Raw genomic sequence first — 24,769 nt, forward strand, 5'->3', positions numbered from 1 at the left:
GGCGGCGGGGGAGCGCACGGGGCCCGGGCCGGAAGCCCGGGCCGTCCGGCTAGAAGCCCGGGCCGTCCACGCGGTTGCCGGCCGTGGCCAGCCGGCCCCACAGCAGGTCGGTGAGTCCGGCGACCAACTCCGCACGCTCGCACGGGCGTTCGCCGAGCCACCAGTCGCCGGCGGCGTGCATCATGCCGACGATGCCGTGGCCCCAGATACGGGCCAGGCGTTCGCCGCCGGGGCCGAGGTCCACACGCTCGCCGATCACCTGGGCGAGCTCCTCGCCGAGCCGGCGCAGCAGCGGGGCCGAGTGCAGGCCCACGTCGAAGCCGCGCTCGGCGGCGTGCGAGTCCTCGGCCGGGTGCATCAGGAACCGGTACACCTGCGGGCGGGCCTCGATGGCCGCGAGATAGGTGTCGAGGGTGGACTCCACCCGCCTGCGGCGCTCGGCCGGGGCGTCGAGCGCGGCCCGCAGCGAGTCGAGCAGGGCGTCGGTGTGCCGGACGGCGAGGGCCTGGTAGAGCCCCGCCTTGTCGCCGAAGTGCCGGTAGAGGATCGGCTTTGTGATGCCGGCCTCCGCCGCGATGGCATTCATGGATGCCTTGGGGCCGTCCCGGAGGACGACCCGGTCGGCCGCTTCGAGCAGCTCCCGCCTGCGGCGCTCGGCCGCTCCCGGTTCGCCGGCCTGCTGAGTGGTCTCCATGACGTGTTTCTCTCCCCGCCCTTGCGATGGTGCGTGACGCCCACGCAACGTAACACCCCGCACACCCTCGCGAACGAATCGGCTGTACCGCGGAGGACTCTGCTTGACAGTGCTTACTCGTCGGTAACACACTGTGGCCACCGTAAGGGTTACCGCCAGTAACGCACTGGTGGATGCACAGGTGGAGGGGACATGGCGGAATTCACCATGGAGCTCAATGACGACCAGAAGCAGGTGCAGGACTGGATCCACGGCTTCGCGGCCGACGTGATCCGGCCCGCAGCCGCGGAATGGGACGAGCGCGAAGAGACTCCGTGGCCCGTCATCCAGGAGGCCGCGAAGGTCGGCATCTACTCGCTCGACTTCTACGCCCAGCAGTTCTTCGACCCTACCGGCCTCGGCATCCCGATGGCCATGGAAGAGCTGTTCTGGGGCGACGCGGGCATAGCCCTGTCGATCGTGGGCACCGGGCTCGCCGCCATCGGCGTCGTCGCCAACGGCACCGAGGAGCAGATCGGCACCTGGATCCCGCAGATGTACGGCACCCCGGACGACGTGAAGGTCGCCGCGTTCTGCTCCTCCGAGCCGGACGCCGGATCCGACGTCGGCTCGATGCGGACCCGAGCGGTCTACGACCAGGCCAAGGACGAGTGGGTGCTGAGCGGCACCAAGACCTGGGCGACGAACGGCGGCATCGCCAACGTCCACATCGTCGTCGCCGTCGTCGATCCGGAGCTCGGCACCAAGGGCCACGCCTCCTTCATCGTGCCGCCGAACACCCCGGGTCTGTCCCAGGGTCAGAAGTTCAAGAAACACGGCATCCGCGCCTCGCACACCGCCGAGGTGGTTCTCGAAGACGTACGCGTGCCCGGCTCCTGCCTGCTGGGCGGCAAGGACAAGCTGGACGAGCGCCTCGCGCGGGCGCGCGAGCGGGCCAGGGCCGGTGGTGGCGAGCGCGTGAAGAACGCGGCCATGGCCACCTTCGAGGCCTCCCGCCCGGCGGTCGGCGCCATGGCCGTCGGCACCGCGCGCGCGGCGTACGAGGTCGCCCTCGACTACGCCAAGACCCGTACGCAGTTCGGCCGCCCGATCATCGACAACCAGGGTGTGGCCTTCCAACTCGCCGACATGCGGACCCAGATCGACGCGGCCCGGCTGCTGGTGTGGCGGGCCTCCTGGATGGCGGTCGCCGGCAAGCCCTTCACCTCGGCGGAGGGCTCGATGTCGAAGCTGTTCGCGAGCGAGATGGCCAAGAAGGTCACCGCCCAGGCGGTCCAGATCCTCGGCGGCAACGGCTTCACCCGCGAGTACCCGGTCGAGCGCATGCACCGCGACAGCGCGATCTACACGATCTTCGAGGGAACCAGCGAGATCCAGCGCCTGGTGATCGCCCGCACGATCTCCGGCATGCCGATCCGTTAGGGGCTGAGCCGGGGCCGTGGGGCGCGGGGCCCGGGGCCAGGGGTACGGGCCGCACACCCGTACCCCACGGCCCGGGTCTCAGTGCAGCGGCGTGAGGCAGGCGCTGGTGAACTCGTCGGGGCCGTACTTCGGGTCGGCGAGGTAGTCGAGCGGGGCGCAGTGCGCGCCGGGCGTGTCCAGCCGCGCGGTGACCTTGTACTGAGCGCGGGGCGAGCCACAGGACACGACCTGCAGGTCCTGGTCGGTCCAGCTGCCCTCGTTGCGTACGCACTGCCCCACGGACAGCTGCTCCGGGCCGTCGATCACCAGGCCGAGCACGACGAGCGCCGGAACGGCCAGGAAGAGGAGCAGCGCCGGCACGAGGAAGAGCAGCGCCGCCGGGCGGCGCCACAGCGGCCTGCCCGGGTCGAGCGCGGGCCGGAAGCCGCCCGCCGGGGGAGCGAGTCGGCGGAAGCCCGCCCGCGCGCCGAGGTTCAGCAGCAGGGTGAAGGGCGTGATGAAGAAGGACAGCGGGCCCCACCAGCCCTGCCACAGGGTGTCCGAGGACATCCTGCGGTAGGTGGCGAGCCCGCAGTCGCGGCAGAACGGCCCGTCCTGGCGCAGGAACCGCATCAGCACGAGCATGCCCTGGTGCCCGCGTACGGTGACCGGCGCGGCCGGCTGCGCCCCGCACAGGCGGCAGTCGTACGCGCCCTGCGGAACCGGGTGGGGGCCGTACGGGCCCGCCTGCCGAGGCATCGGGTACGGGCCGTAGGGGCCGCCCTGCTGGGGGGCGTACGGGTGGTACGGGCCGGCGCCGTGCTGCGGTGGCGGAGTGGCCACGGGTGTCTCCTCGGTCTCGCGGTGATCAAGAGGCGGTGATCACCGCGACCCTAGCCCGGCCCCTCAGGCGCGCAGCAGCCGGGCGAGGGCGCGACGGAAGAGCAACCGGGCCGCCGCCGCGACCAGGGGGTCGAACGGCCGGCCCAGGCCGCGTACGCGCAGTTCCTCGCGCCACTCGACCTCGCAGCCGCCGGCCGGCCCGGGGCGGATCTCGATCTCCGCCCAGCCCGTGATCGCGCGGCCGTGCTTGATCAGCCGGACGAGCCCCGGCGAGGCCTGCGCCGGGGGTCTCCAGAGCACGACTTCCATCGGGTCGTCGAACGTGATCCTGCCCACGCCCGTGCGCGCCGTGAACAGTGTTCCGACGCCCGTGGGCGGTGCCGTCTCGATGATCGTCCGTGTGAGCGGGACCTGTGCGCCGTGGCGTTCCCAGTCCGTCAGCCTCAGCCATGCCTCGACGGGCGGCAGAGGCGTTCGGTGAACGAACCGGATACCGGGCATGAGCGCATGGTAATCGGGCATACACACCCTGAACTGGACCCCCGATATGGGTTCCGTCCGGGGGCGGCGATCAGCAATACTCACCGCCACCGTGGATCGCGGATTCGACCGGGTGACCACCGGCCCTCCCGCCCCACTTTGCGAGGAGGTGCGCCATGTGCTCCCACCAGCCCCCCTGCCCGTCCGCCGACAGCGCCGATCACGACGCCGCCCGCACCGTGGCCTTCCATCCCGAACAGGGCTGGAGTCTGCTCTGCAACGGCCTGGTGATCTTCGACGATACCGGCGAGCTGCTTCCCGACGGCCGCGCGGTGGAACCCCGCCGCCCGGCCCTGGTCTGAGCAAGGAGGCCGCATGCGCCAGCAGCTGATCCGCAAGCCCGTCCCCAAGCCCGCACCCCGGGACCTGGACCTGCGCACACCGTCGGGCAGACCCCTCCCGTACTGACGGGAGCCCCGACGTTACGCGGCCCACCGGCTGGAGTTCAGCCGGTGGACGCCGCCGCTCCGCCCAGGAACGCGGTCTCGTAGGCCTCGTCGCCGATCGCCGCGCGGGCCTGCCGCTCGCCCTGGTCCCGCAGGGCCGTCAGCGAGGGTGAGCCCATCTGCGGCCGGCCGAGCGTGCGCCACCAGGCGTGCCCGGTGCCCAGCAGCCGCGCCGCGAGTTCCCCGTCGCCGAGGGCCGCCACCGCAGCCGCGAGCAGGTCCAGGCCGAGCGCGATACCGAACCGGTCGCCGAGCAGCCGCTTGCCGGAGAGCATCGCCCGTACATGGCGTGCCGCCTCCCCGTGGTGGCCGAGCCCTAGTGCCGCGAGGGCCAGCACGTAGTCCGCGTACGCCCGCAGCCAGCGCTCGCCCAGTTCCGCGCAGGCCTCGCGCAGTCCCCGCGCCTCCTCGGCGGCCTCCTCGAAGCGCTCCAGGTCGCACAGCGCGTAGCTGGTGGCCAGCCGGCACAGGAGCCAGCCCGGGCCGCTGGTGCGGCCGCCGTGTCCGGCCCGCGACCGGGGCCCCGCCAGCTCCAGCGCCCGTACGGGATCCCCGGGCATCAGCACCGACACCGCGTGCAGATAGGCCGCGCGCAGCTCCGGCTCGGGATCCGCCAGCCGGGCCGCCGCACGGGTGCACTCCCTGCCGAGCTCCCGGGCCGCGCCCATGTCCCCCCGGAGCAGGGCGGTCAGCCCGAGGGCCCACACGGCCTGGCTGTACGCGGCCCCCGTGCCCGGGGCCGTCCGCAGCGCCCGTTCCAGGAAGCCCCGGCCCTCGTGCACGTGCCCGCACGAGAACCAGAAGAACCACAGGGCCCCGGCCATCTCGAGCGCGGCCGCCGGGTCGGCGCCGAGGAGGTGCTCCAGCGCGGTCCGCAACTGTGCGTGCTCGGCGGTCATCCTGCGGTACCAGTCCACCTGGCCCGGGCTCAGCCAGCCCCGGTCGGCGGCCTGGGAGAGCGCCGCGTACCAGTGGGCGTGCCGGTCGGCTACCGTCTGCTCCTCGCCGAGCTCGGTCAGCCAGTCGTGGCCGTACTCGCGGATCGTGTCCAGCATGTGGTAACGGGTGCCCGCGCCGCGCTCCTGGCTCCGCCGTACGACGGACTTCGCGACGAGCCCCGCGAGCACCCGCTCCACCCGGGAGGCGGGCAGCGGGCCGCCCGAGCACACCGCCCGGGCCGCGGCGACGTCGAAGTCCCCGGTGAAGACGGACAGCCGGGCCCACAGCAGCCGTTCCAGCGGCTCGCACAGCTCGTGGCTCCAGCCGATCGCGGTCCGCATCGTCCGGTGCCGGGGCTGCAGCGCGGGCCGGGTGTCGGACAGCACGGCGAAGCGGGCGCCGAGGCGCTGCGCCATCTGCTCCAGCGTCCACAGCCGCAGCCTGGCGCCGGCGAGTTCGAGGGCCAGCGGGATCCCGTCGAGGCGGCGGCACACCTCGGCCGCGAGCTCGGCCCGTTCGGGGTTCTCGAAGGCGTCCGCGGCCTGCGGGGTCGCGGCCACGGCGCGGGCGCGGAACAGGGCGAGGGCGTCGCTGTCGGGGCCCTCGCAGGGCAGCGGGCAGACCTCGACGACCTTCTCGCAGCGGCTGCCGAGCGGTTCCCGGGAGGTGATCAGGACCGTCAGTCCGGGTGCCGACTGGAGGAGTTCACCCACGAGATGGCGGCACTCGGCCACCAGGTGCTCGCAGGTGTCGAGGACGAGGAGCAGTTCCTTGTCGGCCATCCACGCGCACAGCTCCTCGTCGAGGGGGCGGGCGGAGTGGTCGGCCAGGCCGACGGCGTGGGCGACGGTCATGGTGAGCAGGCCGGGGTCGCGCAGCGGCGAGAGCTCCACCCACCAGACCCCGTCGGGCCGGGCCTGTTCGGGGTCGGCGGCGGCCCGCAGGGCGAGCCGGGACTTGCCGACGCCGCCCACCCCGGTGAGGGTGGTGAGCCTGCCGGAGCGCAACAGGCAGTGGAGTTCCTCGAGTTCGTGCTCCCGGCCGATGAAGCCCGTCGGGTCGGGCGGCAGGTTTCCCGGCGCGACGCCGGGAGCCGGATCGGGATCGCCGTCGCTCTCCGCGGAATCCGGCTGTTTTCTATTGAACGCGTACTCACCGAACACGGATGTATTGTGCGCGATCTTCTTGTCCGGTAGTGCCGTTCGGTCCGGATTGCCGTCACGTTGCCGGGACATCGGCCACAGGCCTCATGCCGTGAGTACGATGCTCCGTTCCGCGGAGAAGGCCCCCCAGTTGCCGTCGGGCAGCCGGGCGCGCAGCTTGAGCGTCCACTGCGTGCCGGCGGGCTCGGTCACCGTGAGCCGGTGCGACACCCGGGCGGCCCCGGAGGCGGGCACGGCGCCGGCACCGAACTGGATGACGGTGACGGGCCGTCCGTTGACGTGGAGTTCGTACTCGTTGGTCGGGCGGCCGGTGTCCGGGGCGGTCCAGGTCAGCGTGACGGCACCGGGGGAGGCGGTCGCGGTGAAATCGGCCGGCGCGGTGTTCGGACCCCGGCCGGGGGACGGCGGGGTGGTCACCTCCACGGCCGGGCCGTCGGGGGAGGAGTTGTCCGCGCCGTCGCGCGCCCGGACGGTGAAGGTGTAGGCGGTGTCCGGCTGGAGGCCCGTCAGGGTGGTGGCGGTCTCGGCGGGGCCGGCCGTATGGATCCGGATGCCGGCCTGGTAGACGTCGTACGCGGTCACGCCGGTGTCGTCGGTCGCGGCCGTCCAGGACAGGGTGGCCGCCCGGGGCCCCTCCGCCCGGCCCGTGGTGCGCGCGGGGGCGGTGGGGGCCTGGCGGTCCTCGGCCTTGGCCGCCGCAGTGGTCGCTTCGGCGGATGCGCCGGGGGCGGAGGTGTTCCCGGCGGCGTCCCGCGCGCGGACCGTGAAGGCGTAGGCGGTCTGCGGGGTGAGGCCGGTGACGTCCACCATCGTCTTGTCGGCAGGGAGTTCCCGGACCAGCCGGCCCGCCTGGAAGACCTGGTAGTTGGTCACCCCGTCGGCCGGGTCCGGCGCCTGCCACATCACGTGCACGGACGTGGCGCTGCCGGCCTGCGCGGTGATCCCGGCAGGGGCCGCCGGGGGCGTGGTGTCGGCCGCGGTGCAGGCGGCGAGGCCGGTGGCGGCCAGGCAGAGGGCGAGCAGGGGGACGATGCGTCGCACGGGGGGCCTTCCTCGGCATCCGCTTCCTCGTAAAGGTCTAGACATATATGGCACGGGCGCGGACGGCGCGGCAAGACCCGCGCGACAGGACCCGCGCGCCGGTGCGGCCGTACGACCCGTGCGGACGTGATCGTCAAGCACTGATCGCCCGTCACGGACGGTCAACACCCGTACGGCGTACGCGGGTTTCGCCCGAAGGCACCCCCTCTTGCGCCACGATGGGCGCCGCTCTCAGGAGGTATCGATGGTGATTTCGCTCTCCGTGGTCGTGCTGCTCGTCATCCTCGCGTGGATCTTCATGCGCAGCGGCGGCCTCAAGTTCTCCCACGCCCTCGTCTGCGCGCTGCTCGGCTTCTACCTCGCGAGCAGCAGCATGGCGGCAACCATCCACGACGGCCTGTCGGCCACCGCCCAAGTGGTCTCCGGCCTGCGGCCGTAAGCCGGTTGGGCCGCCTTGACCGACTGTTGCGCCTTCGTGAATCATCCGGCTCTTCCATGGACTCCTCCGGCCGTGCGATCTAGCGTCTGGCGGCGGCGCGATGTCATACGCACTGTCAATAGAACTGAAGAGAACGGAGGAGGTCCGGATGTTCCGAAGAACGCTGAACTGCGCCGTGGTCCCCGCCCTCATCGTCTTCACCGCGATGTACGGGATCTCCCCGGCGCAGGCCGAGGAGATACCGCGTACGTCGGCGTCTTCAACGGCATCGTCGCGGTCCGCGACGGGGGCTGACGCCGGGAATCCCCGCGGGGCCGGGCGGCACGCGATCCGTACCGGCCCGGCCCCGCGGGGCGCGCGTCAGCGCTCGGACCGATCGGGCTGCCCGGACGGTTCAGGCTGCCACAGCGGGTGTTCGCGCTCGGCCCATGCGCGGCCGACGGAACCCGTGCGCAGACCGCGCCGGGCCTCGGGGTCGGCGAGGGCCTTCCCGATGTGCGCGGCGACGACGAGCCCGAGGGCGAGGGCCAGCCAGTCGTGGACGAAGGTGGCGGCCGTGCGCCGGACGACCGGGACGAGGCCGGTCCACCACATGAGCATGCCGGTGCCCGCCATCACGAGCACCGCCCCGGCCAGCCAGCCCGCGTACACCTTCTGCCCGGCGTTGAACTTCCCTGCGGGCCGCGCCGTCGTCCGGTCGCGCCGCAGGGCGGCCCGCAGCCAGACCCGGTCGTGCGGCCCGAACCGGCCCAGGCGCCGCAGATCGACGCGGAAGGACCGCGAGGCGAGCCCCAGCAGGACCGGCACGCCGAGCAGCAGCCCGGACCAGACGTGCACGGTGACGACGAGGTGGCGGCGGCCGACGAGTTCGGCGAGCGGCGGCAGGTACAGGCAGGCCGCCGAGGCGACGCACAGGCCCATCAGGGCTGCGGTGGCCCGGTGGATCCACCGCTCGGCGCGGCTGAACCGGCGGACCCGCCCGGGGCGGTCGGCAGGCACGGGGGGCTCGGGGTGCTCGGCGCGCGCCGGCGCCGGCTCAGACCGTGGGGACATCGTCGCGTCCGTTCGACCGGCCGACCCAGGCGTCGACGTCGTAGCCGAGGTGCTCCCAGTAGCCGGGTTCGACGTCACGGGTGAGGGTGATGCCGGAGAGCCACTTCGCCGATTTGTAGAAGTACATGGGGGCGACGTACAGCCGGACCGGCCCGCCGTGGGAGTGGCCCAGCGGCTTGTCCTGCATGCGCAGCGCCAGCATGACGTCGTCCCGGCGGGCCTGGGGGAGCGTGAGGCTCTCGGTGTACGTGCCGTCGAAGCAGCTGAAGCGGATCGCCCGGGCCTCGGGGCGGACCCCGGCGGCGTCGAGCAGCCGCGCCAGCGGCACCCCTTCGAAGGGGGTGCCGGGAACCCGCCAGCCGGTGACGCACTGGACGTCCCGTACGACCCGGGTCTGCGGGAGCTGTTGCAGGGCGTCGAGGGTGTACGTCATGGGGCGGTCGACCAGGCCGTCGACGGTGAGCCGGTAGTTCTCGGGGCCGCGCTCGGGAACGGAGGAGGCCACCGAGTAGTAGCGGAACCCGCCGCCGTTCGGCAGCAGTCCGGTGAGGCCGGTGGGGTCCTTGTCGGCGGCCGCGCCGAGGAGGCTCTCGAAACCGCCCTGGACGTACGGGGCGGCGACCAGGCCGGCCGCGCCGAGCCCGACCATGCCGAGGACCAGGCGGCGGCCGATCGGCACGCCCTGACCGTCGGGGTCCGGTTGCCGTGGTGCAGGTACGGGTGCAGGTGCTGGGCTCACGGGACGATTCGACCACCGGCGGCGGCCCGGCGCCAGGGCCGGCGGGTGTCCGTCAGACTTCCGTCACACCTTGTGCGGGCCGCCGGTCGGGCGGGCTATGCCTTCCAGAAGAAGACCGCCGTCATCCGCTTGTCCTCCAGGGTCTGCCCGAAGTACCCGGTGGCGCTGTGGATCAGGTTCGCGGAGTAGAGCAGCAGCCGGTTGGCGCGATGGGGGACCCGTACGTCCTCGGTGAAGGAGTCGGGGGACACGAAGCGGGTGCCCAGCGCGTCGACCAGGTTGTTGTGCGGCGCGATCACCTGGTTGCCGCCCAGGGCGCCGCCGGGCAGGCTCTGGCGGTAGAAGCTCGTCCCGCAGTCCTTCGGGACCTTCGGGTTGAGGTAGAGCACGGCGGCATAGCGGCAGAGCGTCCGCGAGTCGGTGTGCGGCCGCGGCTCGGACTCACCCTCGCCGACGACCTGGACGCAGTTGTGGTTGAACGTGCCGCCGCCCGAGAGCTGTTCGGCCCAGATCTTCGGGGCGCCGGTCGACTTCCGCACCAGCCGCTCCACCAGGGCCAGTTCGCCCGGCTCCAGACCCGGCATGGCGCGCAGCCCCGGCCAGCTCTCGGGCTTGTGCGGATAGCCCTCGGTCCAGTCGTCCTTGGCGAGGCAGCGCTCCCGTACGGCGTCCGGATCCGGCAGTACGTCGTCCAGTACCCAGTAGTCGCGCCCGCGGGTCGGCTTGCGGTAGGGGAGGACCGGGAGGGGGGGAGGTAGGGGCATGGGAGGGACCGTAACCACCGGGCCCGGTGCTGCTCGCTCCGCAGGGAGTCAACGTTCCGTCAAGTGTTCCCCATGGGTGCCGGGATGGCGGAGACACGCCGGGGGGCGCCCGCCGCCGGTCGGGCCGGGTGGTTCACTGGCGGCATGCCGCTCGAGAACTACGGAGTGCTGTCCGGAACCGTGCACCGCCACTTCCGTGACCGGCCCGACGACCAGGGCCGCTGGTTCCACGTCCACCTGGAGGTCGATGCGCCCGCGGGCCGCTACGCGTGCGCCGTCGACGTGGACAGCAAGCAGTCCGCGACCGGCGTCCAGTGGAAGGTCTTCACCCTGTACGGCTCGGTGCTCGACCCGGTCGCCTCGCCCGCACCCGGTTACCACGACCTCGCCCGGACGTCCGGATCGGGCGCGCTCGACTACCTCCGGCACCCGGCGCTCGCGGACCGCCCCGGCTGTCTCCTGGGCGGCCGCCCGCCGCAGTGGATCCAGCGGATCCTGGACCGGCTGAACCCGCCGCGGCCCTGGATCTCGGGTTCCTACCTGGAGGCCTCCCAGGCGCTGGAGCCGATGCTCGTCCCCGGTCGGCCCGTCCTGATCTTCGGCGAACCCTTCGACGAGGGGCTCGGCATGCACAACATCCACCAGAACCAGGGCGACCCGTACGGCAGCCAGTGGTGGGCGGACAACGGCATCTGGCAGGACGGGGCCACGCTGACCCGGCGCCCGGACGGCCTCTTCGACGTGTTCGTCTCCCGGTTCTCCACGCAGCGGGAACCCACCGACGCCGACGGCCACCCGGTCTGACGCAGAAGCCGCTACGCGCACTGCGGGCGGCGGACCGCCACCACCGCGCAGGCTGCCGCGAGCGGCAGTTCCGCGCACACCGCCAGGGCGACGGCCGCCTGGGCGCTGCCCGCAGCCGCGGTCGTCACGTCGAACCAGGCGTCCATCACCAGCAGCGCGGCCGTCGCCGCAGCCAGGGGCGCCGCACGGGGATCGTGCCGCCTCAGCAGCAGACCCGTACCGCTCAGTCCCGCGGCCAGCATGGCGTCCAGCCCGATCCAGGCGGTGGACCAGTTGGAGACCTCCGCGGTCTGCGGCAGCGTTTTCGCCAGCACCACCATCCACGGGAGCAGCGCCACCCCGGCGCCGGTGAGCAGCGTCGCCAGCCGGGGCGTGCGGCGGGCCTGGAAGCGCGGGGCGACGAGGGTCATGGCGGTGGAGCTCCTTCCGGCCCCGGCGGTCCGTCCCCCGGGTACGACGACCACTCTGGTCGCGCGGGAGACCGGAATCAGTAGCGGCACTGTCCGAACCGGGGGTGGCACTGGCTACACCACCGGGCGGGCGCCAGGGTGGTGGAACGTCCCTGACCAGTGCGATTACCGTACGGGCATGGGACTTTCCGGGGCGCTGAGGCGTACCACCAGCTGGATCGCCGGCCATGCGCCCTGGTCGCCGTGGGCTTGGCGCACCACCGCCTTCACCGTCGCCGCGATCCCGATGGCCCTGCCCGGCGTGTCCGCGTTCACCTACGTGGTCGTGGCGCCGGGGCGGACGGCGCCCACGCTGCTCGGGATGCTGCTCCTGAGTCCGCTGCTCACCCTGCTCCAACGCAGCCGGTTCCGGGAACTGGTGGAGCTGGAGATACCCGCCGTCGGCTACGCGCACCGGCCGCTGCGCCCGCGCGGGCTGCTCGAGCGGCTGCGCTCCGAGTCGACCTGGCGGCAGTACGGATACCACCTGCTGGTCAGCCCGCTCGCCGGGTTCGGTGGGGCGCTGATCGTCTTCTCCTGGGCCTGCGGGGTCGCCGGGGCCACCGTGTACGCCTGGGCGTGGCTGCTGCCCGTCGAGGACCGCGGCCTGGGCTGGACCCGGGGCTTCGACCTCGCCACCGTGCTCGGTGCTCTGCTGCTGCTGGCCACCCCCTGGCTGGCCGCGGCCCTGGCCAGGCTCGACGCCTTCGCCGCGGCCGCCCTCCTCGGACCCAGCCGGGCCAAGGAGCTGGAGCGCCGCGTCGAGGACCTCGCCGAAAGCCGGGCCGGTGTCCTCGACGCCGCCGACCTCGAACGCCGCCGGATCGAACGGGACTTGCACGACGGCGCCCAGCAGCGCCTGGTCTCCCTCGCCATGAACCTCGGCATCGCCCGCGCCACGCTCAAGGATCTGCCGCCCGAGGCGAGGGCCGTCATCGACGAGGCCCACCGCGAGGCCAAGGAGGCCATCGAGGAGCTCAACAGCCTGGTACGCGGCCTGCATCCGGCGGTCCTGGAGGACCGGGGGCTCGACGCGGCCCTCTCCGGGATCGCGGCCCGGGCGCCCCTGCCCGTCGGTCTGACCGTGGAGCTGGCGCGCCGGCCCGGTCCCACCGTCGAGGCCGTCGCCTACTTCGTCGTCTCCGAAGCCCTCGCCAACGTCGCCAAGCACGCCAAGGCCTCCCGCTGCCGCGTGGAGGTCCGCGGGGACGCCGACCTGCTGCGCATCACCGTCACCGACGACGGGGTGGGCGGCGCGGACCCGGCCGGGGGCACCGGACTGGTGGGCCTGCGCAAACGCGTAGGGTCGGTCGACGGAACCATTGTGATCAACAGCCCCCTCGGGGGCCCGACCGTCGTGACTGTGGAGCTGCCGTGCGGGCTGTGATCGCCGAGGATTCGGTGCTGCTGCGAATAGGGCTGGTCAAGGTCCTCGAAATGGCCGGATTCGAAGTGGCCGCCGAGACGGGGGACGCCGAGGCCCTGCTCGCCGCCGTCTCCGCACACGAGCCCGACCTCGCCCTGGTCGACGTCCGCATGCCGCCCGGCTTCACCGACGAGGGCGTGCGCGCCGCCCTGATGATCCGCCGGCAGTGGCCCGGAACCTCGGTCCTGCTGCTCTCGCAGTACGTGGAGGAGCGCTACGCCGCCGATCTGCTGGCCAGCCGGACCGGGGGCATCGGGTACCTGCTCAAGCAGCGCGTCGCCGACGTCGAGGAGTTCATCGACGCCCTCAAGCGGGTGGCGGCCGGCGGCACCGCGCTCGATCCCCAGGTCGTCTCGCAGCTGCTGCTGCGCCGCGGCGGGGGCATCGACCCGCTGGAGCGGCTGACCCCGCGCGAGCGGGAGGTGCTCGCGCTGATGGCCGAGGGGCGCTCCAATGCGGGGATCGCGGCCCAGCTCGTCATCAGCGAGAGCGCGGTCGCCAAGCACATCAACAACATCCTCGCCAAACTCGACCTGCCGCAGGCCGACGGCGACCACCGGCGGGTCCTCGCGGTCCTGCGCTTCCTGGACGGCGCCTCGTGAGCGGCGGAGGCGCCAGGGGCGGCGGTGGCGGGCGGCGTCCGCAGCGGGTGGCATGGTTCGTGGCCGCCGTCCTGAGCGCCCTGCTCGTCGTCGCCCCGGCCGCCTGGCAGGTCTGGGCCTACACGTCCACCGAGAGCGGGACGCTGAGCGGGACCAGCGGCGAACGCCCGGTGTCGGCCGTGGAGATCGACGCGGGCAGCTCCGACGTACGCGTCACCCCCCGCTCCGACCGGCAGGTGGCCTACCAGGCCGAGGTGCGCTGGTCGGTGACCGCCCCGAGGATCGAGGAGAGCTGGCTCGGCGAGACCCTGAAGCTGACGCCGCGCTGTCCGGCGGCCGGAGCCGTCGTGGAATCCGGCATCGGGTGCTCGGTCCACCTGGACGTCACGGTGCCCGTCGGCATCCCGCTGAAGGTGACCGCGGGCTCCGGCACGATGGCCGTCAGCGGGCTGGGCGGCCCCGTCGACGCGGAGGTCGGTGCCGGGCAGCTCCGGCTGACCGCGCTGCGCGGACCGCTGCGCGCGAGCGTCGGCTCCGGCTCGCTCGAAGCCTCGGGACTCGCCTCGCCGCAGGCCGAGATCCGGGCCGGGGCGGGCTCGGCCGTCGCCCGCTTCGTCGCCCCGCCGGAGCAGGTCACCGCGCGGGCGGGCGCGGGCAGCCTCCGGCTCACCGTGCCCACCGCCACCCGCTTCCGGGTCACGGCCCGGGCCGGGGCGGGCCGCTGCGACGTCGCGCCCACGATGCACGATCCCGCCGCATCCGGCCGGCTGGACATCTCGGCGGACTCGGGCCACGCCGAGGCGGGCTACTGAGTCCCGGGCCTATGGCTCGACGTCGACGGCGAGGACGTAACCGCCCGCCTCGACGCTGTCGCACAGGGCGCGGCACTCACCGAAGAGCTCGCCGAACTCGGGCTTCTGCTGCCATGCGCCCATGGCCTCCGGGTCCCGCCAGGACGCGAAGGAGACGAAATGCGCGGGGTCGGCCGTATCGCGGATCAGCTTGGCGGAGAGGAAGCCGTTGCTCGCCGCATTGGTCCAGGTCAGGAAGGCGGTCCAGCGTTCGATGAACTCGTCTTCCCTGCCCTCCGACACGTGCCAGTTCCCCGAACTCCAGTACCTGTCGTTCTCCGGCATGGCCCACCACCTCGACGCACGGCCCCTCCACCAGGCTAGCCGCGTACTCGCGGGTCACCTCCGGACGCCGCTCCCTGACCCCGGGGCGTCCGGGAGGCGGGTCCAGGGCCGGGCGGCCACGGCGGATGCCGTGGCCGCCGGGGCGGTCAGGTGCGGGGCGGGACCCGGGAGGGGCGGCCCGTGCCGCGGGTGAGGGAGTACCCGAAGATACCGGCGAGGGCGCCGAGCAGTCCGCCCGCCGCGGTCCAGACCCATCGGTCGGACCACCGGCCGCCGGACCAGCCGTCGGCCGGCTCGCCGATCGCCGCGGGCTGCTGCTTCGCCGAACTCCCGGAGGCCGCCTGAGCGGTCTTGCCGATGCCGGGTACGAGGGGCGCCGCCAGGGCGCCGTCCACCGCGTAGGCGCCTCCCGTGTCGCTGGTGACGGCCTCGACCTCGGCCCGTACGGGAAGACCGAGGTCCTCCTCCGCCACGCCGACGACCGTCAGGCGGACGTAGTAGCTGCCGGGCAGCGGGTCGTTGGCCCAGGGCTCCGCTCCGGGGCGGACGGTGCGCAGGGTGCAGGACAGGTCGACCGAGGCGGCCTCCTTGGCCGCCGCGGCCCGCTGTGTGCCGTACGTGCACGCCTGGCGGCGGCGCAGCCCGTCGTAGACGTCGAGCTGCCAGGTCGAAGCGCCGTGCCGGTTCGCCGCCGGAGGCAGATTCACCGTGGCCTTGACCGTGGCCCGCTGCCCCGAGTCCAGCGGGACCACCCAGTAGAGGTAGTCACCGGTGGACGCGTCGGCCGTGGCCCGCCCGCCCGGCCGGATCGCCGTGGCGGTACGGAACGCCGTGCCCGCTTCGGTGGGCCCGGACGCCTTGCCGCCGGGGCTCGGGCTCGCGCTCGCGCTCGCCGACGGGGTGTCCGCCGCGGCCGCGCCGGCCATGCCGAGCACACCGCCGACGGCGAGGGCAGCGGCGGTCAGTATGCGTACGGTACGCATCAGTTCGTCCTCCAGACCGAGATACGCCAGCGGGAGATCCAGCCCCACAGCAGACCGGCGACGAGACCGGCGAGCACGAGCACGCCGAGCAGCCACCAGCCGCGGCCGAGGCCGAACGCGGCCGCGTCGGACGCGTCGTCGGGCCCGTCGACCAGGTCGATGGTGAGCTCGACGGGCAGGCCCGGCGTGGTCTTGACCGAGGCGGGCGCCGAGAAGGAGTTGCTGATCTGCAGGCAGACCGTCTCCGCCGCCGGCTTGCCGTCCCCGTCCCCGTCCGCGCCGGCGTCGTCGAGCTCGGCCTTCGGGTAGCGCAGACCGGCCGAGATCATGTCGGTGCGTCCGTCGCCCGCCTCCGAGCCGCGGACGATCTCCCGTCCGTGCACGGTCGTCGCCCGCAGCAGGACGCCGTAGTCGTTGTTGACAGCCCGGTCGGCGGCGATGCTCACCGAAGCGCGCAGCTCCTGGCCGGGCTTGACGTCCACGCGGTACCAGCGGTGCTCGCCGAACGTCTCACGGTCGGTGTACAGGCCCGCGCCGAGCTGCGGGGCGCCCTCGCACTGCTTGGCGCCCTCGGTGGCCACCGGGGTGACGACCGGGGTGGCCGCACGGCCCACCAGCTGCTTGACGCGGCCGGACAGTTCGGCGGTGTGCTGCACCGAGGTGTAGGTACCGCCGGTGGCCTCGGCGATGCAGATCAGCTGGTTGCGCGTCTTGGCGTCCGGGACGAGCCCGAGCGTGTCGATGACCAGGTGGATGCCCTGGGCCGCGATGTCCCGCGCCACCTCGCACGGGTCGAGCGGGGCGCAGGTGTCCTCGCCGTCGGTGATGAGCACGATCCGCCGGGTGGCGTCACCGCCCTTGAGGTCCTCGGCCGCGCCCAGCAGGGCCGGCCCGATGGGCGTCCAGCCGGTGGGGGCCAGGGTGGCCACCGCCGTCTTCGCCTCGGTCCGGTCGAGCTTGCCGACCGGGTAGAGCGGCTTGGTGTCCTTGCAGCCGAGTTGCCGGTCCTCACCCGGATAGGTGGCCCCGAGGGTGCGTATCCCGAGCTGTACCTCGTTCGGTGTGGCGTCCAGTACCTCGTTGAACGCCTGCTTCGCCGCGGCCATCCGGGACTTGCCGTCGATGTCGGTCGCCCGCATCGAGCCGCTGACGTCGAGGACCAGCTCGACCTTGGGGGACTCCTTCGCCACCGGTTCGCCGGCGGCGGCATTCGCCGGGAAGAGCCCGACCGCCAGAGTGGCCAACAGGCCGCAGGCCCCGGCCGCCACCCATTTTCTTGTGATCATCGCCGGATCGTATTGAGGATCGACCGCCAAACCAAAACGTTCCCGGGAACCGGCGTTCACTGCTGTCCGCCTCTCGCGGGGTGAGGGCCTCCGCGACCTGCACCACTACCTGCGGTCGGCCCGGGACGGGCCGCATGGGGCAGGCGGGTAGGGGCCTGAGCGGGACTCCGCCCGGCTGCACCACCGGGCGGGCCGGCAGCCGTCCTGGACGCGGGGCGCGTCGCCGAGGAAGGCCCGCCCGCCGGGTGCCCGCCGAGCCGCGGCACCCCCTCACCCGATCACTGCTGCGGGCCGCGGCACCCGCCACTACCCTGGACGGGGGGACGGTGTGCAGCGCCCCGTCGGAGGCGACCTCATGAGACGACGCCATCACTTCCACATCGAGCACGCGGGGCACTCCGTCAGCGCCACCATCGAGACGGGCCACCGCGTCGAGGTGGAGATCCTGGTCGACGGCAAGGAGACCGGGCACGGCACCACGCACCACGACCGGCCCGTCACCGTGCAGGTGGAGCTGCCGACGGAGCCGCCGACACCGGTGTCCGTCCGCGCGACACCCGGCCCCGGGGTCCCCCGCTGCGTCCTCGAGGCCCCGGACGCCGTTCCCCAGGTCATGTCCCCGCGCATCTACTGACGACGCGGCCGAGCGGCACGCGCCCCGGCCGCGAGTACGCGTTGAGGTCGCCCGGGCCCACGTTGCCGGGGAAGCTGCGGCCGTTGCCGCTGACGCCGCTGCGGCCCAGCCACCGGCCCAGCAGGCGGGGCGGGAGGTCCTGGACCTCGCAGAACTCGCCGACGAGCAGTGGATGACCCTGGTGGAGGACGACGACGGCGGCCCCGAAGCCCTGGTCGGGGCCTGCGCGAAGGCCGGCTTCGTCCCCTCGCTGCGCTACCGGATCACCGACCGCAAGATGCGCCACGACCTGGTGGCGGCGGGCCGGGCCGTCTCCCCCACCCAGCCCACGGCCCCCGCGGTGGAGGGCGCCGTGATGCGCCCGCTGCGCGGCACCCCTGTCACGGGCCGCCTCCGCCTCGCCTGGAACCGTTCGGCGGTCTCGGCCGGACAGGCGGACACCCTCTACCGCGCTGCGGTCGGCGCGTACCTGGCCGACGTGGACGACAACCCCTTCCACCGCGCGTGGTGGAGCGCCCACCCGGAGGCCCACCCGATCCTCGGGTGAGGGCCCGGCCCGCCCGGCACAGGCGACCGTTGGGGTGATGCCGTACGGCCGGCCCGGCTGCCGCCGGGACCCCGCGGCGCGGGTGCCGTACGGTCCCCGATGTGACCGAGCCGACCGAGGCGACCGACGTGACCGTGACCGTCGGGCCGGACGCCCTGCGCGTCCTCGTCCTGGCGGGCTCCTCCCGCGCGGGCTCCGTGAACGCCCGGCTGGCCGCACTCGTCGCGGGACAGGTCGAGCGTTCCGGCGCCACCGCGGACCTCGCGCGGATGCGCGACTTCGCGATGCCGGCCTACGACGGGGACGCCGAGGCGGACGAGGGGCCGCCGCCCGCTGCGGCAGCCCTGCGCGAGCGGCTGCTCGCGGCGCAGGCCCTGGTCATCGCCTCGCCCGAGTACAACGCGTCGATGCCCGGCGTGCTCAAGAACGCCGTCGACTGGGTCTCCCGGTTCCGGCCGCAGCCGTTCAAGGACAAGCAGACGCTGCTCGTGTCGGCCTCGCCCTCGATGGTCGGCGGCAACCGAGGCCTGTGGGCTCTGCGCGTCCCGCTCGAACACCTCGGGGCGCGGGTGTACCCCGACATGTTCAGCCTGGCCATGGCGCACTCCGCCTTCCGCGAGGACGGCGAGCTGGTCGACGAGGGCCTGCGCGAACGGCTCGCCGCCACCGTGGACTCGTTCCTGGCGCTGGCCGAGGCGGACACCCGCTACCTGTGCCTGCAGCGCCGCTGGTACGAGTTCCTCGGTGACGAGAGCAGCGCCCCGATCACCCAGCGCGCCGAGGACTGAGGGCGGCCCTCAGGAGGGGACGCGGCCGGAACACGGCAGCAGCCGCTCGTCGTGGACCAGGCCCGCGACGTGGTCGGTGACCATGTCGAGGATCGCCGCCGCCCCGGTGCCGTCGCCGAGCACGAGGAAGTTCAGGGTCAGCCCGTCCGTCATGGCCGCCAGATAGCGGGCCAGTACGGGGACGGGGACGCGTAGTTCGAACTCCATGCCGAGCCGGACCTGCTCGATGAGCTCGGTGTACGTCGCGCAGTACAGCTCGTACTGCCGCCGGGCCAGATGCTCGAACCCCGGCTCGCGCAGGGCGTACTGCGTGAGCTCGTACGTGAGCATGTGCTCGGCGGGACGGGTGCGGACGTGGTCCCAGTACGCCTGGAAGCCGGCCCGGACGGTCTCCCGGAGGGTGGTGCGCGGCCGGATCGCCTCCTTCACCACCGCCAAGTAGTGCTCGGTGATCGTCTCGATGACGGATTCGAGCAGCGCCTGCTTGGAGTCGAAGCAGTAGTGGAAGACGCTCAGTGACACGCCCGCCTCGGCGGCGATGGACCGGGTCGTCGTCCTCGGGACGCCGTCGCGGGTCATCGCGCGGATCGCGGCCTCGGTCAGTTGCCGGCGCCGCTGCGCCAACGGCATCCGTGCCATGCGGATTCGGTCTCCTTCGTTCGCGTACCGCACCGGACGCAGCGGCGGGACGGACCGGCGGACGGCCGAGGCCGGGGCCGTCCGGATCGAACGAGCCGATCCGGACGACCCCGGCTTCCGGGCGCCGCCTCGGCGCCGTCAGCTGCTGTAGACGCCGACTTCGTACAGGGAGTAGCCCCACTGCGTGCCGCGCCCCACGCCGTGGACGCGGACGTAGCGGGCCGGGACGCCGGCGAACTGCGCCGTGTCCAGACCGCCGTCACCGGAGGTCGTGGACCACACCGTCTGCCAGTTCACGTCGTCCGTGGAGACCTCGATGCGGTACGACTTGCCGTACGCGCGCTCCCAGTCGAGGGTGACGCGCTTGACGAGGGCGGGGGACCCGAGGTCGATCCGGAGCCACTGGTCGTCGCTCCAGTCGCTCGCCCAGCGGCTGCCCGTGCTCCCGTCCACGGCCCTGCCGGGCGCGTAGCTGACGAACGGGTTCCACTCGGCGGAGCTGGCCGAGGCGGGCGCGCCCGCGGCGAGGTTCACCCCGGCCTTGTGCTGCTCGGACGCCCCCCAGGTGTGCAGGTAGGACTCGGCGCCCTTGAAGAGGTCGTCCACGACCCCCTGGCCGCCGACGAGCCGGATGTCCTCGATCCAGTCGGGGACCATGCCGTAGTGCGCGGCGCCGTCGGTGTTGAAGTCCCAGGTGCGCTGCCCGGCGGTCTGCTTGTCGATGACGGAGCCGCCGTCGGTGCTGCGGAACGGGTACTTCACCGGGTTCGGGGTGTCGGCGCCGCGCGGGCCCGGCCAGCCGCCGACCCCGTTCATGTCGGTGCCGTACCCGTAGCCCACCTGGTATTTGTCGCGCAGCGCGTCCGTACGCTTGGCCTCCGCGCTGAACCCCTCGGCGCCGTTCATGTACTGCGCGGCGAATCCGCCCAGCTTGTAGAGGCGCTCGGTCCAGCCCAGGTCCATCCAACTGTGCGAGGAGATCACGCCCGGGTAGGACTCGGACTCGAGGATGTCGAAGGCCCGGCCCGCGGCCTTGACGCTCATGTGGTCGACTTCGAGCATCATCTTGCGTTTCATCATGCCGCGCACGGCGTACTCGCCCAGGTCGGTGAGACCGCGGGTGTTGCACTGCGCGTCGGCCGCGTACGAGGGGACCGCCACTCCCGCCGGCAGCTCCTTCTGCGCCGAAGGCGCCGGCGCCAGGCCGATCGGGTTGTCGTGCTGCGGGCCGGCGCACTGCTCGGTCTTCCAGAAGGTGCCGGTCGACAGGAACTGCCCCACGTTGATCGCCGTGCCCAGGGCGCCCTCGTCGAAGCGGACCCCGCACAGGGCGTTGTCGAACTTGTGGCAGAGGAACATGCTGCGGACGCCGATCCGGTACAGCTCGTCGAGGCCGCGGTCGACGTCCTCCTTGCTGCACTGGGCGATGTCCAGGATCTGCTTGCAGCCGAACGGCTCGGAGGTCTCCACGCCCAGGACCACGGCCAGCTTGCCCTGCTGGATGACGTCGCGGGCCTGCGCGGAGTCCGTGACGATCCGGAACCAGCCCTTGCCCGGGCCGCCGTACATCTTGTCGATGTAGGCCTGCATGTCGTACGTCTTCTGCGCCTCCAGGCGGATGGCGGTCATCTCGTCGCAGCTGCGGTCCTTGAAGAAGTAGACCGAGCAGATCACCCCGTTGGTGACGAGGTCGTTGACGAGTACGCGCTGGCCTCCGCGCCAGGCTCGTTCGATCCAGGCGTAGTAGTTCTGCTGGTGGGTCAGCGAGTCGTGGGCGGGCCAGTCCTTGAACGTCGGCCAGCCGTTCGGATCGTGCTTGCCGTCCCCGCCCTTGGTCACGAAGTCGAAGATCGCGAGAGAGCCGTCGGGGTAGTGCTCGGGGCAGTCCTTGAGGGCGTCGGCGACCCCCAGTTCGGAGAACGGCTTGCCGCAGATGAGCCGGCCGCCGAAGCCCTCGTTGGACATGATGTGGTCGTGGGCGTCGATGAAGCCCCGTACCTGCCCCTGGGCGTCGGTGCCCTTGAACGGCTCGCCCGTCACGTTGATCTGGGAGTCGGGCGCGGGCCGCGCTGAGGGGTTCCACCAGCCTGCGTCGCCCTCGGCGGCGGCGCCGGGCGAGGGGCCGAGGGCCATGGCCACCATGGCGAGGAGGAGGGTGAGCAGCGCGAGGGGCCTGCGCCTGCGGTGCGGGGCTCGGGTCATGGTCATCACTCACGTCATCGGTCGGCGGATGGCGCGGTCGAGGACGCAGACCGTCTGAGGGAGCCGGTGAATTGTCATGTCCCGCGCAGGCAGTGCGACGAGAATCGCGACTGGCGCGAGCAGAGTCAATAGTCCGGGACAGATGACCTGATGGAGTGTCAGGTGTGGTGGGGCGTCGGCGTCAGGGAGGCCCGGGGCAGGGCGCGGGATGCCGCCGTCGACCCGGACGGCGGTCGCAGCGGCACCCGTCCGCGGGCACCGCTGCGACCGGAACGCGCCCCTGCGGGGCGCGCCCGCGCTACTCGGCGGCCTCGCCGAGGACCGCCGCGATGCCCCGCGCGAGGCAGGGGATCCGGTGCGTCGGGATGCCTGCGATGTTGATCCGCCCCGCGGTCGTTCCGTAGATCGCGAACCCGCTGCGCAGCCGAAGCATCTGATGCGGCGTGAGTGGCAGCATCGAGAACATCCCCTTCTGCCGCGCCAGCACATCGGCCTGCGCGTCCCAGCCCAGCGCGGTCAACTCGCAGGTCAGCTCCTTGCGGTTGTCCTCGATCCGGGCCCGCATCCCGTCCAGCTCGGCGCGCCACAGGGCCCGCAGACCGTCGTCCTCGAGGATCGCCGTCACCACCGCGGCGCCGTGCTCCGGCGGCATGGAGTAGAGCGTGCGGGCCGCGTTCTGCAGCGCCGTCTCCACGTGCCGCAGCGACTGGCGCGACGCACCGAGGACGACTGCGCAGCCGGTCCTGTCGCTGTAGAGCCCGAAGTTCTTCGAACAGCTGATGGCGACCAGCATCTCCGGGACCCGATCCGCGAGCAGCCGCGTGGCCGCCAGATCGGCTTCCAGACCGTCGCCGAGCCCGTGGTACGCGAGGTCCACGAACGGCACCCAGCCGACCCGCGCGGCGAGCTCGGCCACGGCCTCCCAGGCCTGCGCGGACGGGTCGACCCCGGTGGGGTTGTGGCAGCAGCCCTGGAGCAGGACGACGTCGTCGCGCCGCGCCTCCCCGAGGTCGCGCAGCATGCCCGCCGTGTCGAAGCGGCCCTCGGCATCGAGCCAGCCGTACGTCCGCACGGTCAGGCCGGCGGCCTCCAGGATGGGCCGGTGGTTGACGTACGCGGGGTCGCTGATCCACACCGTCGTGCCCGGCCGCGTGCGGCAGATCAGATCGGCCAGCAGCCGCAGCGCGCCGCTGCCCGCGACCGTCTGGACGGCCACGGCCCGCTCGGCCACCCCGCCGGAACCCAGGACCATCGACAGCATCGCCCGGTTGAAGGCGGTGTTGCCGGACAGCCCCCGGTACTCCTTGGAGGCGGAGCGCTCCGCCAGGCGTATCTCGGCCTCCCGTACCGCGGCCATGACCGGGGTGCCGCCGCTCTGGTCGCGGTAGACGCCGAGGACGAGGTTCAGGCGCTCGGGCCGGGCGTCGGCGCCGTACGCCTCGGTCAGGTCCCACAGCGGGTCGACGGGCGGCGGGAGGAGCAGCTCAAGCATGGACGGGAACCTCGGGCTCGGTGCGGGTGCGGATGCGGGGGCGCCGGTTGGCGAGGGCGACGCCGGCGGTGATGAGGGGGACGCCGACGAGCACGGCCACGGTCGGGGACTCGTCGAGCAGGGGAATGGCGAGGAGGACCACGGCGACCGGGCTGAGGCTGCCCACGGTGGAGCTGCGCTCCGCGCCGAGGCTGCGGATGGCGAACGCGTACAGCAGGCCCGCACACAGACCGACCCCCAGCCCCTGCACCACCAGGAACAGGGCGATATCGCTCCCAACGGCCGACGCCAGGCCGGTGGGCAGCACTCCGGTCAGCACCAGCAGTGCCATCACCACGAACGAGGGCAGGCACAGGAGGCCGATCGATCCGACCGGATCGAGGTCCACCTCCTTCAGCCCGACGGTGTACAGGGCCCACAGCCCGCTGGCGACGAGCAGAATGCCGGCTCCGGCCAGTACCTGCGTGTTCAGCGGGACCACGTAGCGCCAGACCAGGGCGACCACGCCGACCGCGATCAGCCCGAGCCCGGCCGCCTGCGTGCCCCGGGGCAGGCCCCGGCCGCCGGCGACCATGAGCGCGGAGACGAACAGCGGGACCATCCCGGGGACGATCGAGCCGACGAACGCCGCCGAGGTCAGGGAGCCGCCGTACATCGCGGCCAGGAAGAACGGCACCCCCGCCCCGCAGGCGATCTTGAGCGCGGCTGCCGGGCGCACGGCGGCGATCCGCCGGCGCCGCCGCCACAGCGCGGGCGCCAGGACGAGGAGCGGGACGCCGAAGCGCAGCAGAGCCGCGTCCGCGGGCCGCAGGGAGGAACTGCTCAGGGCCCGGGCGCTGAGCGCGAAGGCGGCCCAGATCAGCACGGTCACCACCAGCGCCAGGGTGCCCTGTGCCTGCGGGGAGAGTCCCAGTCGGCCCGCGGCGCGGGCCGGTGTGGGCGCCGTCGCGGGCCCGGCATTCGTGGTGACCAAGGGGGCTCCTCCAGCCTCAGGGGCCGGATCCGGCCATGCAGCAACGCTAGATCTTTTGCCGGGGCAGCCGATTGCCAGTTCTGCCTCCCGGACATACGTTTGAGGCAGAATCTGCCAAGGAGTGGTGATGGACGCAGTCGATCTGCAGATCATCCGTGAGTTGCAGGCCGACGGACGGCTGTCCAACCAGGACCTCGCCGACCGGGTACGGCTGTCCCCGTCGCCCTGCCTGCGCCGGGTGCGGCGCCTGGAGGAGGCCGGTCTGATCCGCGGCTACACGGCCATGGTCGACCAGGTCGCCTTCGGCCTCCCGATCACCGTCTTCGTCCGGATACGCCTGGACCGGCACACGAAGGAAGCGGTCAGTGTCTTCGAGGAGCACGTCGCGGTCATCGAGCACATCCAGGACTGCTATCTGATGGCCGGAAGCAGCGACTACCTGCTCCGGGTGGTCATCGAGAGCCTGGAGGCGTACGAGTCGCTGGTCCGGCACCGGATCCACGCCATCCCGGGCATCGCGTCGATCGAGTCGAGCTTCGCATTCGGCAGCGTGAAGCAGTCCAGGGTCTACCCCAGCCCCGCGTGACGGGCTCGGCGGGCTGCGGCTGCGAGCACCTCCGCGGGTGGGTGGGGGGAGTCGTTGCGCGCGTGCAGACGCCGGGGAGGCTGTGGCCTCTCCGGCGTCTGTGGTGTGTGGGGGCGGTTGCCGGCCCTTGGTCAATGGGCGAGCTTCTGCTTCAGGTTCT

Annotated in this window: 26 protein-coding genes and 1 pseudogene; 11 read left to right on the plus strand and 16 right to left on the minus strand. The window is 72.8% G+C overall.

Going from position 1 to position 24,769, the window contains the following annotated elements:
- Positions 1–49: 49 nt before the first annotated feature.
- The gene (locus AB0I68_RS17290) at positions 50–694 is read right to left on the minus strand and encodes a TetR family transcriptional regulator (protein ID WP_363178134.1); all 645 of its coding nucleotides are present in this window, start codon (positions 692–694) and stop codon (positions 50–52) included.
- Between the two features lie 192 nt (positions 695–886).
- Here AB0I68_RS17290 and AB0I68_RS17295 point away from each other — a divergent pair, with 192 nt between their 5' ends.
- On the plus strand, positions 887–2,116 hold the full coding sequence (locus AB0I68_RS17295; protein WP_363178135.1) for an acyl-CoA dehydrogenase family protein: 1,230 nt from the start codon (positions 887–889) through the stop codon (positions 2,114–2,116).
- A 78-nt stretch (positions 2,117–2,194) separates the two neighbouring features.
- Here AB0I68_RS17295 and AB0I68_RS17300 read toward each other — a convergent pair whose 3' ends face one another.
- Complete coding sequence (locus AB0I68_RS17300; protein ID WP_363178136.1) at positions 2,195–2,938, minus strand: hypothetical protein; 744 nt, start codon at positions 2,936–2,938, stop codon at positions 2,195–2,197.
- A gap of 63 nt (positions 2,939–3,001) precedes the next feature.
- A complete protein-coding gene (locus AB0I68_RS17305; protein WP_363178137.1) occupies positions 3,002–3,439 on the minus strand; it encodes an SRPBCC family protein in 438 nt (145 codons plus the stop codon).
- Positions 3,440–3,594: 155 nt separating this feature from the next.
- On the opposite strand from AB0I68_RS17305, the gene AB0I68_RS17310 reads away from it, so the two are divergent.
- Complete coding sequence (locus tag AB0I68_RS17310; protein WP_030300124.1) at positions 3,595–3,780, plus strand: DUF5999 family protein; 186 nt, start codon at positions 3,595–3,597, stop codon at positions 3,778–3,780.
- A 143-nt stretch (positions 3,781–3,923) separates the two neighbouring features.
- On the opposite strand, the gene AB0I68_RS17315 is transcribed toward AB0I68_RS17310, so the two are convergent.
- Positions 3,924–6,026, minus strand: coding sequence for an NB-ARC domain-containing protein (locus AB0I68_RS17315; protein ID WP_363178138.1), 2,103 nt, complete (start codon positions 6,024–6,026; stop codon positions 3,924–3,926).
- Between the two features lie 84 nt (positions 6,027–6,110).
- Positions 6,111–7,067: a fibronectin type III domain-containing protein gene (locus AB0I68_RS17320; protein WP_363178139.1), complete on the minus strand. Its 957-nt coding sequence runs from the start codon at positions 7,065–7,067 to the stop codon at positions 6,111–6,113.
- 244 nt (positions 7,068–7,311) lie between these two features.
- Here AB0I68_RS17320 and AB0I68_RS17325 point away from each other — a divergent pair, with 244 nt between their 5' ends.
- Entirely contained in the window at positions 7,312–7,506 is a 195-nt protein-coding gene (locus AB0I68_RS17325; RefSeq protein WP_363178140.1) for a hypothetical protein, read from the plus strand.
- 360 nt (positions 7,507–7,866) lie between these two features.
- Here the strand turns inward: AB0I68_RS17325 and AB0I68_RS17330 are convergent, their stop codons facing one another.
- From AB0I68_RS17330 to AB0I68_RS17340, 3 genes are all read right to left on the minus strand, one after another.
- Entirely contained in the window at positions 7,867–8,559 is a 693-nt protein-coding gene (locus AB0I68_RS17330) for a cytochrome b/b6 domain-containing protein (RefSeq protein ID WP_363178141.1), read from the minus strand.
- Positions 8,543–9,208 (minus strand): molybdopterin-dependent oxidoreductase, encoded by a 666-nt coding sequence (locus AB0I68_RS17335; RefSeq protein WP_363178168.1) that lies wholly within the window; start codon positions 9,206–9,208, stop codon positions 8,543–8,545. The genes AB0I68_RS17330 and AB0I68_RS17335 overlap by 17 nt, the downstream gene beginning before the upstream one ends.
- A 185-nt stretch (positions 9,209–9,393) precedes the next feature.
- On the minus strand, positions 9,394–10,062 hold the full coding sequence (locus tag AB0I68_RS17340) for a DUF6445 family protein (RefSeq protein ID WP_363178142.1): 669 nt from the start codon (positions 10,060–10,062) through the stop codon (positions 9,394–9,396).
- 144 nt (positions 10,063–10,206) lie between these two features.
- Between AB0I68_RS17340 and AB0I68_RS17345 the strand changes: the two genes are divergently transcribed.
- Positions 10,207–10,866, plus strand: coding sequence for a DUF2278 family protein (locus AB0I68_RS17345; RefSeq protein WP_363178143.1), 660 nt, complete (start codon positions 10,207–10,209; stop codon positions 10,864–10,866).
- Between the two features lie 11 nt (positions 10,867–10,877).
- Here the strand turns inward: AB0I68_RS17345 and AB0I68_RS17350 are convergent, their stop codons facing one another.
- Entirely contained in the window at positions 10,878–11,276 is a 399-nt protein-coding gene (locus AB0I68_RS17350) for an LPXTG cell wall anchor domain-containing protein (protein ID WP_363178144.1), read from the minus strand.
- A gap of 178 nt (positions 11,277–11,454) precedes the next feature.
- Here AB0I68_RS17350 and AB0I68_RS17355 point away from each other — a divergent pair, with 178 nt between their 5' ends.
- Genes AB0I68_RS17355 through AB0I68_RS17365 form a run of 3 tightly spaced genes read left to right on the plus strand, consistent with a single transcriptional unit; the run spans position 11,455 to position 14,155 of the window.
- A complete protein-coding gene (locus AB0I68_RS17355) occupies positions 11,455–12,702 on the plus strand; it encodes a histidine kinase (protein ID WP_363178145.1) in 1,248 nt (415 codons plus the stop codon).
- A complete protein-coding gene (locus AB0I68_RS17360; RefSeq protein WP_363178146.1) occupies positions 12,690–13,343 on the plus strand; it encodes a response regulator transcription factor in 654 nt (217 codons plus the stop codon). The genes AB0I68_RS17355 and AB0I68_RS17360 overlap by 13 nt, the downstream gene beginning before the upstream one ends.
- 59 nt (positions 13,344–13,402) lie before the next feature.
- Positions 13,403–14,155 (plus strand): hypothetical protein, encoded by a 753-nt coding sequence (locus AB0I68_RS17365; protein ID WP_363178148.1) that lies wholly within the window; start codon positions 13,403–13,405, stop codon positions 14,153–14,155.
- Positions 14,156–14,164: 9 nt separating this feature from the next.
- On the opposite strand, the gene AB0I68_RS17370 is transcribed toward AB0I68_RS17365, so the two are convergent.
- The 3 genes from AB0I68_RS17370 to AB0I68_RS17380 all read right to left on the minus strand — a co-directional run bounded on the left by AB0I68_RS17370 (position 14,165) and on the right by AB0I68_RS17380 (position 16,748).
- Positions 14,165–14,479 (minus strand): antibiotic biosynthesis monooxygenase family protein, encoded by a 315-nt coding sequence (locus AB0I68_RS17370; RefSeq protein WP_363178149.1) that lies wholly within the window; start codon positions 14,477–14,479, stop codon positions 14,165–14,167.
- A gap of 146 nt (positions 14,480–14,625) precedes the next feature.
- Positions 14,626–15,462, minus strand: coding sequence for a hypothetical protein (locus tag AB0I68_RS17375; protein ID WP_363178150.1), 837 nt, complete (start codon positions 15,460–15,462; stop codon positions 14,626–14,628).
- The gene (locus AB0I68_RS17380) at positions 15,462–16,748 is read right to left on the minus strand and encodes a VWA domain-containing protein (protein ID WP_363178151.1); all 1,287 of its coding nucleotides are present in this window, start codon (positions 16,746–16,748) and stop codon (positions 15,462–15,464) included. The genes AB0I68_RS17375 and AB0I68_RS17380 overlap by 1 nt, the downstream gene beginning before the upstream one ends.
- A gap of 355 nt (positions 16,749–17,103) precedes the next feature.
- Here AB0I68_RS17380 and AB0I68_RS17385 point away from each other — a divergent pair, with 355 nt between their 5' ends.
- The 3 genes and pseudogenes from AB0I68_RS17385 (at position 17,104) to AB0I68_RS17395 (ending at position 18,717) form a co-directional block, all read left to right on the plus strand.
- A complete protein-coding gene (locus tag AB0I68_RS17385) occupies positions 17,104–17,382 on the plus strand; it encodes a hypothetical protein (RefSeq protein WP_363178152.1) in 279 nt (92 codons plus the stop codon).
- A 121-nt stretch (positions 17,383–17,503) separates the two neighbouring features.
- Positions 17,504–17,929, plus strand: a pseudogene (locus tag AB0I68_RS17390) (LysR substrate-binding domain-containing protein); the annotation flags it as partial.
- Between the two features lie 101 nt (positions 17,930–18,030).
- Positions 18,031–18,717, plus strand: a complete 687-nt coding sequence (locus AB0I68_RS17395) for an NAD(P)H-dependent oxidoreductase (RefSeq protein WP_363178154.1) — start codon at positions 18,031–18,033, stop codon at positions 18,715–18,717.
- A 9-nt stretch (positions 18,718–18,726) separates the two neighbouring features.
- On the opposite strand, the gene AB0I68_RS17400 is transcribed toward AB0I68_RS17395, so the two are convergent.
- From AB0I68_RS17400 to AB0I68_RS17415, 4 genes are all read right to left on the minus strand, one after another.
- Entirely contained in the window at positions 18,727–19,356 is a 630-nt protein-coding gene (locus AB0I68_RS17400) for a TetR family transcriptional regulator C-terminal domain-containing protein (RefSeq protein ID WP_363178155.1), read from the minus strand.
- 138 nt (positions 19,357–19,494) lie between these two features.
- Positions 19,495–21,558, minus strand: a complete 2,064-nt coding sequence (locus AB0I68_RS17405) for a discoidin domain-containing protein (protein WP_363178169.1) — start codon at positions 21,556–21,558, stop codon at positions 19,495–19,497.
- Between the two features lie 298 nt (positions 21,559–21,856).
- Entirely contained in the window at positions 21,857–23,050 is a 1,194-nt protein-coding gene (locus tag AB0I68_RS17410) for an aromatic amino acid transaminase (protein WP_363178157.1), read from the minus strand.
- The gene (locus tag AB0I68_RS17415; protein WP_363178158.1) at positions 23,043–24,023 is read right to left on the minus strand and encodes a DMT family transporter; all 981 of its coding nucleotides are present in this window, start codon (positions 24,021–24,023) and stop codon (positions 23,043–23,045) included. The genes AB0I68_RS17410 and AB0I68_RS17415 overlap by 8 nt, the downstream gene beginning before the upstream one ends.
- Before the next feature lie 127 nt (positions 24,024–24,150).
- Between AB0I68_RS17415 and AB0I68_RS17420 the strand changes: the two genes are divergently transcribed.
- Positions 24,151–24,609 (plus strand): Lrp/AsnC family transcriptional regulator, encoded by a 459-nt coding sequence (locus tag AB0I68_RS17420; protein ID WP_363178159.1) that lies wholly within the window; start codon positions 24,151–24,153, stop codon positions 24,607–24,609.
- Positions 24,610–24,769: the final 160 nt, after the last annotated feature.

It is taken from the genome of Streptomyces sp. NPDC050448, from assembly GCF_040655295.1.
In the GTDB taxonomy this organism is placed as follows: domain Bacteria; phylum Actinomycetota; class Actinomycetes; order Streptomycetales; family Streptomycetaceae; genus Streptomyces.